The sequence below is a fragment of the uncultured Thiodictyon sp. genome, assembly GCF_903828115.1.
Taxonomy (GTDB): Bacteria; Pseudomonadota; Gammaproteobacteria; order Chromatiales; family Chromatiaceae; genus Thiodictyon.
Genome location: NZ_CAIKKU010000525.1, coordinates 1 through 6,768 on the forward strand (window position 1 = coordinate 1; position 6,768 = coordinate 6,768).

The following is a 6,768-nucleotide window of genomic DNA, read 5'->3' on the forward strand; positions in this document are numbered from 1 at the left end:
CAGGCCGCGACGGGTTGCCGTCGGCGTTATGACCAAGGCCGACTCACCCGACGCCTGGTATTCACCCTGGTCAGCAGCAAGCAAGCGCCGATTCCCAGCAGCCCCAGCGTGCCGGGTACCGGCACCACATTACAGGGATCGCCGACGCCATATTGATTCACGTAGTTCGTATCCTTGGTGAGCGCGGCTTTCCACGTAAAGGTAAAGCTGGTATTGGTGCTGATATCGGCGCCGGCAAAAAAATACTGTGCCGCCCCGCCGGCATAGCAAGAACTGGTATCGGCGGCAGGTTGAGGGCCCGCAAGCCCGCGGTAGAGTTCGGTCTCGGCCTTGACCAGCACCTGCTCCCGGTAATAGGCAAAGTTCTGAAACTGCACATTGGGCGGGAAGGGATAAAGCGCCAACTTTACGATCGCCTCTGAATTTATTTCATAAAGGTTGGTGGTCAAAAAACGACCGATATTGATAGTAGGAGCCACAGGGTAGCTGTAGTAGCGATAAAAAATAGTATCGCTGGCAAGCTTCTGCAACGTGCAGTCAGCGTCGGCGAACGACGCGATGACGTCCGTGGCGGTAAACGGTTTGTCGAACGTAAGGGTTTGGGGCACGTCACAATCAGCGTTCGCAGGGGCCGCGAAGGCAATCGCCAAGACCGAAAGCGCCGCGAGCGCCCGCACCGCGGCAAGCCATCGACCGCGCATGGAGGGATTGAAGATCGGCATGTCTGAACCTCGCTATGGACGTTGGGGAATCGTGGCTGAGGCTAATCCATGCCCAACGACCCGTCAACCCATCAGGAGAAATTCCGTTCCTATTGCGAACACTACCCTGAAAATGCGCGATTCCAAACACGGTTCACAGTCGAGACTCCCAACTACGGCCAACGCACCAACTGACCACCTGCCGCCCGCCCCTCGGCGGGTATGTTCCCCTGCCCCAGCCCCCAACCGCTCGGCCGAAGCCCCGCAGGGCACGGTTGTCAACACCGGGCGTTGTTCCCATTGACAACGCCCGCCGCGGCGTTGATCCTTCCTCCATGAAGGCGCAAGAACTGCTGAACGAGCGATCACAACAGGGTGAACACGCCTTCGCCGAGTTGCGGGTGTGGCAGGTGCCGACGCCGACGCCTGGAGGAACTGACATGAACGCGGTCACCATTGGCGTCGCCAGCCGCGACGAGACCAACGCCCGCTTTCTGCGGGCGATGGCCGGCGAGCCGCAAGGCGCCTGGCGCACCTTCGCCAGCGTCGCCGACTTGTGGCGGACCCTGACACCGAAACGCTGGGGGCTCCTGCTGGCATTGGCCGGCGCCGGACCGGTCAGTGTGCGCGAGGCCGCGCGCCGGGTCGGACGCGATGTGAAAGCGGTCCATACCGATGTACAGATATTGCTCAACGCCGGGCTGCTGGAGAAGACCCCCGCTGGTGCGATTGAGTTTCCCTTCGATGCAGTGCATGTGGATTTCATGTTACGCGCCGCGTCTTAGGGCTTTACCTTAAAAGTCCGGTCGGGACCCTGTGGGAGCGGCTTGCAGCCGCGACAGAGTCTCGCAAAATGCCGTGGCGTCGCAGGTTATCGCGGCGTCGCAGCGCGGCTGCAAGCCGCTCTACCAGAGGCGTTCGTCTTCCGGGGTGGCTGGCGCGCCGGCCATGGCCGTTAGCATGGACATGCCGCTCCTGCCCCGGCGCCAGTGGGGTGCGGTGCCTGGGGCGGCGAGTTCGCCTAATGCCGGACGCGCGGGCGCGGGGATGCACGACCAAACCCCGCGTGAACTTCAGTTAAGTTGTAGAAACCGCCCCCAGCGTTTATGGTTGCCGCTTGTCGCCGTCCCGAGCGGCCCTCGCGTCCTCGCCCTGGCAGCCAGGGTTCTGCCCGGGCGCCGTCTTGACCCACTACCCCGCTTACGGATTGCCCGACCCCATGCTCCAGGTGGCGAAGCTCGAATGTCGGCGCGGCGACCGGTTGCTGTTCTGCGGACTGGACTTTCAGATCGAGGCCGGGACCCTGCTGCATGTGCGCGGGCGCAACGGCAGCGGTAAGACGACCCTGCTGCGGACCCTCTGCGGGCTCTTTACCCAGGACTCCGGTGAGGTACGCTGGAAAGGCGAGTCGATCCGGACCCTGGCGGAGGATTTCCGGCGGGATCTCTTGTATCTGGGTCATCTGAACGGCATCAAAGGGGATCTCACCGGGGTGGAGAACCTGCGCCTGGCGGCCACCCTTGACGGCGACCGGGTGGGCCGCGACGCGCTCTGGGCGGCACTGGGGCGGCTGGGGCTCGCCGGCTTCGAGGACTTGCCGACGCGGATGCTGTCGCAGGGGCAGAAGAAGCGGGTGGCCCTGGCGCGCCTGATCCTGAGCCGGGCGCCGCTGTGGGTCCTGGACGAGCCCTTTACCGCGCTGGACCTGGACGCGGTGGACCTGCTCCAGGGCCTGATCGCCGGTCATGTGGCGGCGGGCGGACTCACGGTGCTCACCACCCACCAGGCGGTGCCCCTGACCTCGGGTCAGGCGCGTCACCTGGACCTGGGCGCCTGAGCGCGCAGGGACTAAGGCCGATGTTCACGGTTTTCTGGAGCGTACTGCACCGCGACCTGCTGCTGGCCATGCGGCGACGTACCGACGTGCTGACCACGCTCTTTTTCTTTGTGATCGTGGTGAGTCTGTTCCCGCTGGGCGTGGGGACCGAGCGGGCGGTGTTGCGCGTCCTGGGCCCGGGCGTGGTCTGGGTGGCGGCCCTGCTGGCGTCCATGCTGGCCCTGGAGCGGCTATTCGCCGCGGACTACGAGGACGGGACCCTGGAGCAACTGTTGTTGACCGATCAGCCGCTGGTGCTGCTGACCCTGGCCAAGGTCACGGCCCATTGGCTCTTGACCGGATTGCCCCTGGTGTTGATCGCGCCCCTGGTCGGGATGCAGTATCACCTGACGGACTCGAGCGTCGCCGTCATGATGCTGTCGCTGCTCCTGGGCACCCCGGTGCTGAGCCTGATCGGGGCCATCGGCGCGGCCCTGACGCTCGGGCTGCGCGGCGGCGGGATCCTCCTGGCACTCCTGATCCTGCCGCTCTACATCCCGGTGCTGGTCTATGGGGCCGGGGCCGTGACGGTCGGCGCCGCGTCGCTCGGCGAGGCCCAACCCTATCTGACCCTGCTCGCGGCCTTCCTGGTGGCCGCACTCGCCCTGGCGCCCTTGGCCTGCGCCGCCGCCCTGCGGATCTCGATTGAATAGCACGGATATCCCGATGACAAAACCCTGGTCCAGATTCGCCGCTCCGGCTAGCTTCTATCCACTGGCGGGCCGGCTGATCCCCGTGTTCTGGGTACTGGCGGCGGCCTTCATCCTGATCGCGCTCTATTGGGGCTTTTTTCAGACCCCGGACCAGCTCGGCGGCAGCAACGCCCAGAAGGACTATTACCGGATCATCTTTATCCATGTCGGCACGGCCTGGATGTCGATGTGGCTCTATGCGGTGCTGGTCGCCTGGGCGGCGGTGGGGCTGGTGTTCAAGACGCGGCTGTCCTTCATGATGGCCAATGCCATTGCGCCGACCGGGGCCATCTTCACCTTCCTGGCCCTGTGGACCGGGGCCATCTGGGGGCGCCCGAGTTGGGGCACCTATTGGGATTGGGACCCGCGCCTGACCTCGGAGCTGATCCTGTTCTTTCTCTATATCGGTTACATCGCCCTGCACTCGGCCATCGACGACAGTCGCCGCGCCGACCGGGCGGCCGCGCTCCTGGCGATCGTCGGCCTGGTGATGGTGCCGGTGATCTTCTGGTCCATCAACTGCCCGGACCCCAACCAGTGCGCGGCGCTGCATCAGCGCTCGGGACTGGGCAAGGTCGACGGCAATATCCTGTTCGCAATGCTCACCATGACCCTGGGACTCTGGATGTACTCATTCGCAACGACCCTGATGCGCGTGCGCGGCATCATCCTCACCCGCGAGGCCGAGGCCGCCTGGGTTCAGGACCTGGTGCGGGCTCAGGCGCGGGGATCATGAACATCATGAACATCATGAATAAGATGCTGGAATTCCTTTCACAAGGCGGTTACGGCGGTTACATCTGGAGCGCCTACGGCATGACCCTGGCGCTGCTGGTCATCGAGACACTGGGACTGCGCCGCGACCGGCGTGCGGTTCTGGCGCGGCTGCAGCGCCTGCTGCGGTTGCGCAACGCGGGAGACAAGCAATGAAGGCAAGACACAAGCGACTGGTGCTGGTGGGCGTGGCGATCCTGGGCGTCGGCGCCGCGGCGACGCTCGCCATCAGCGCACTGCAAAGCAACATCTCCTATTTCTTCAGCCCGTCGCAGGTGCTGGCGAAGGAGGCCCCGGCCGATCGGGTCTTTCGTCTCGGCGGGCTGGTCAACAAGGGGTCGCTGAACCGGGGGGCGGACGGGCTGACCGTGACCTTCGACGTGACCGACCTGGCGCAGAGCGTCAAGGTTTCCTATACCGGCATACTCCCGGACCTTTTCAAGGAAGGCCAGGGGACCGTGACCAGGGGACGTCTGGGACCCGACGGGGTCTTCTATGCGGAGGAGGTGCTGGCCAAACACGATGAGGCCTACATGCCGCCCGAGGTAGCGGACAGTCTCAAGACGGCCCAGTCCCAAGGCACGCCGGCCGCCGCAACGACGACCTCGGCGGCGCGCCCCGGGGGGGCCCAATGATCCCCGAACTCGGTCACTTCGCCCTGATCCTGGCCCTGGGCCTCGCCGTCACCCAGGCGATCTTCCCGCTCTGGGGCTCATTCAACGGCCGCCGCGCCTGGATGGAGCTGGCCCGCCCCCTGGCCGTGGGTCAGTTGACCTTCCTCTTCCTGGCCTTCGCCTGTCTGATGCAGGCCTTCCTGACCAGCGATTTTTCGGTGGTCTATGTCGCCACCAACTCCAACAGCCTGCTGCCCGATCTCTATAAGATGTCCGCCGTGTGGGGCGCCCACGAGGGCTCGCTGCTCCTGTGGGCCCTGTTGCTGGCCGGCTGGGGGGCGGCGGTCGCGCTCTTCAGCCGCAACCTGCCGTTGCCGATGATCGCGCGCGTGATCGCGGTCCAGGCGATGGTCGCCATCGGCTTTCTGCTCTTCATGCTGCTGACCTCCAACCCCTTCGAGCGAATCTTCCCGGTGCCGCTGGAGGGCCGGGATCTCAATCCGCTGCTGCAGGACTTCGGGCTCGCCATCCACCCGCCGATGCTCTATATGGGCTACGTGGGCTTCTCGGTCGCCTTCGCCTTCGCCATCGCGGCACTGATCGGCGGCAAGCTGGACGCGGCCTGGGCGCGCTGGTCGCGCCCCTGGACCACGGTCGCCTGGATCTTCCTCACCATTGGTATCGCACTCGGCTCCTGGTGGGCCTACTACGAACTGGGCTGGGGCGGCTGGTGGTTCTGGGACCCGGTGGAGAACGCCTCCTTCATGCCCTGGCTGGTGGGCACCGCCCTGATCCATTCGCTGGCCGTGACCGAGAAGCGCGGGGCCTTCAAGAGTTGGACAGTGCTGCTCGCCATCGCCGCCTTCTCCCTCTCACTGCTCGGGACCTTCCTGGTGCGCTCCGGGGTCCTGACCTCGGTCCACGCCTTTGCCACTGACCCGGCGCGGGGGACCTTCATCCTGGCCTTTCTGGTCATCGTCATCGGCGGCTCGCTGGCGCTCTATGCCTGGCGCGCCCCGGCGATCTCAGCGGGCGGGCGCTTCGATCTCGTCTCGCGCGAGAGCTTTCTGTTGATCAACAACCTGCTGCTTGCCGCCTTGGCGGCCCTGGTCCTCTTCGGCACCCTGGCCCCGCTGATCTACGAGGCGGCCGGCTGGGGCAAGATCTCGGTCGGCTTCCCCTGGTTCAACATGATGTTCGTGGCCCTCTCGCCGCTCCTGGTGCTGGCCATGGGCATCGGCCCCCTCACCCGCTGGAAGCACGATGACGCGGGCCGCCTGCTGCGGCTGCTCTGGCTGGCGCTGGCGGTGAGCCTGATCATTGGGGCGATCACCGCGACTGGTCTGATCCTGCCGGGGAATTTCCATGTGGGGCTGGGCCTCGGACTCACCGCCTGGCTTGTCCTCACCCACCTGATCGCCCTGGGCGAGCGGTTGACCCAGCGCGGATTGCGCGGGTTCACGACCGACCTGGGCGGTCAGGGCCGCAGTTGGTACGGCATGTGGCTGGCCCATATCGGCATCGCCGTCTCCATCGTCGGCGTCACCATGGTCACCAGCTTCGGGATCGAGACCGACGTGCGGATGTCGCCCGGCGCGGTCCACGAAACGGCCGGCTATCGCTTCCAGTTCAACGGCGTCACGACCATCGCCGGCCCCAACTACCAGGCCAGACGGGGCGAGTTCCACGTCTTCCGGGGGGACCGGCAGATCGCCGTCCTGCAACCGGAGAAGCGCGCCTATGTGGCCGGCGGCATGCCCATGACCGAGGCGGGGATCGACCCCGGGCTGCTGCGTGACCTCTATGTATCACTGGGTGAGCCGGTCGGCGATCAGGGCGACTGGGCGGTGCGGCTCTACTACAAGCCCTATGTGCGCTGGATCTGGCTGGGCGGCATCCTGATGGCCTTGGGCGGCCTCTTGGCGGTCAGCGACCGGCGCTACCGTTCAGCCCGCCGCACCAGCGCCGCGACCTTGCCGGCCGGCGCGGCGGCGGCCTGATGGCGGGAAGCGGACGTCCGGGTGCGATCAGAACGGATGCGGTGACCGAGATCCCGGGTACGTTATCGTTGTCGTTGTCGTTGTCGTTGTAGTTGTGGGTTTTGGAATATA

Annotated in this window: 8 protein-coding genes; 7 read left to right on the top strand and 1 reads right to left on the bottom strand. The window is 65.6% G+C overall.

From position 1 onward, the window contains the following. Nucleotides 1-26 precede the first annotated feature (26 nt). A complete protein-coding gene (locus QZY48_RS19470) occupies nt 27-722 on the bottom strand; it encodes a hypothetical protein (protein WP_295434297.1) in 696 nt (231 codons plus the stop codon). A 314-nt stretch (nt 723-1,036) separates the two neighbouring features. Here QZY48_RS19470 and QZY48_RS19475 point away from each other — a divergent pair, with 314 nt between their 5' ends. The 7 genes from QZY48_RS19475 (at nt 1,037) to QZY48_RS19505 (ending at nt 6,657) form a co-directional block, all read left to right on the top strand. Then, on the top strand, nt 1,037-1,486 hold the full coding sequence (locus QZY48_RS19475) for a MarR family transcriptional regulator (protein WP_295434299.1): 450 nt from the start codon (nt 1,037-1,039) through the stop codon (nt 1,484-1,486). Nucleotides 1,487-1,920: 434 nt separating this feature from the next. Beyond that, nucleotides 1,921-2,538 carry a cytochrome c biogenesis heme-transporting ATPase CcmA gene (gene ccmA, locus QZY48_RS19480; RefSeq protein WP_295434309.1) on the top strand — a complete coding sequence of 206 codons (618 nt, stop codon included), beginning with the start codon at nt 1,921-1,923 and terminating at the stop codon, nt 2,536-2,538. A gap of 20 nt (nt 2,539-2,558) precedes the next feature. Further along, complete coding sequence (gene ccmB / locus QZY48_RS19485; RefSeq protein WP_295434301.1) at nt 2,559-3,230, top strand: heme exporter protein CcmB; 672 nt, start codon at nt 2,559-2,561, stop codon at nt 3,228-3,230. Between the two features lie 13 nt (nt 3,231-3,243). Continuing rightward, complete coding sequence (gene ccsA / locus QZY48_RS19490; protein ID WP_295434303.1) at nt 3,244-4,005, top strand: cytochrome c biogenesis protein CcsA; 762 nt, start codon at nt 3,244-3,246, stop codon at nt 4,003-4,005. Beyond that, nucleotides 4,002-4,199, top strand: coding sequence for a heme exporter protein CcmD (ccmD, locus tag QZY48_RS19495; protein WP_295434305.1), 198 nt, complete (start codon nt 4,002-4,004; stop codon nt 4,197-4,199). The genes ccsA and ccmD overlap by 4 nt, the downstream gene beginning before the upstream one ends. Next, the gene (gene ccmE / locus QZY48_RS19500) at nt 4,196-4,678 is read left to right on the top strand and encodes a cytochrome c maturation protein CcmE (protein WP_295434307.1); all 483 of its coding nucleotides are present in this window, start codon (nt 4,196-4,198) and stop codon (nt 4,676-4,678) included. Before ccmD ends, ccmE begins: the two co-directional genes overlap by 4 nt. Continuing rightward, the gene (locus QZY48_RS19505) at nt 4,675-6,657 is read left to right on the top strand and encodes a heme lyase CcmF/NrfE family subunit (protein WP_295434308.1); all 1,983 of its coding nucleotides are present in this window, start codon (nt 4,675-4,677) and stop codon (nt 6,655-6,657) included. Before ccmE ends, QZY48_RS19505 begins: the two co-directional genes overlap by 4 nt. Nucleotides 6,658-6,768: the final 111 nt, after the last annotated feature.